Genomic DNA, 711 nt, shown 5'->3' with positions numbered 1-711 from the left:
TTACAGCGAGTAGTACAGTTCGAATTCGACCGGGTGCGTGGTCATACGCACGCGTTGCAGTTCGCCTTCCTTCAGTTCGAGGTAAGCGTCCAGCATCGAATCCGTGAACACGCCGCCGCGCGTCAGGAACTCGCGATCCTTGTCGAGTGCTTCCAGCGCCTGGTCGAGGCCGGCACACACGGTCGGGATCTTTGCGTCTTCTTCCGGCGGCAGGTCGTACAGGTTCTTGTCCGCGGCTTCGCCCGGATGGATCTTGTTCTGCACGCCGTCCAGACCCGCCATCATCAGCGCCGAGAACAGCAGGTACGGGTTCGCCATCGGATCCGGGAAGCGCGTTTCGATACGGCGGCCCTTCGGGTTCGACACGTGCGGAATACGGATCGATGCCGAGCGGTTGCGAGCCGAGTAAGCGAGCTTGACGGGCGCTTCGAAGTGCGGCACGAGACGCTTGTACGAGTTCGTCGTCGGGTTCGAGATCGCGTTCAGCGCGCGAGCGTGCTTGATGATGCCGCCGATGTAGAACAGCGCGAATTCCGACAGGCCAGCGTAGCCGTTGCCCGCGAACAGGTTCTGGCCGTCCTTCCAGATCGACTGGTGAACGTGCATGCCCGAGCCGTTGTCGCCGACGACAGGCTTCGGCATGAACGTCGCCGTCTTGCCGTACGTGTGCGCGACGTTGTGGATGATGTACTTCAGTTGCTGCGTCCAGTC

The 711-nt window shown here is 61.7% G+C and carries 1 pseudogene; it reads right to left on the bottom strand.

From position 1 onward, the window contains the following. A pseudogene (gene glnA, locus J8I87_RS44095) lies at positions 1-711 on the bottom strand (glutamine synthetase); the annotation flags it as partial.

The organism is Paraburkholderia sp. LEh10, assembly GCF_017814945.1.
Lineage (GTDB): Bacteria > Pseudomonadota > Gammaproteobacteria > Burkholderiales > Burkholderiaceae > Paraburkholderia.
Note: the sequence above shows the minus strand (reverse complement) of the source record. Positions and strands in the feature narration are given on the sequence as shown.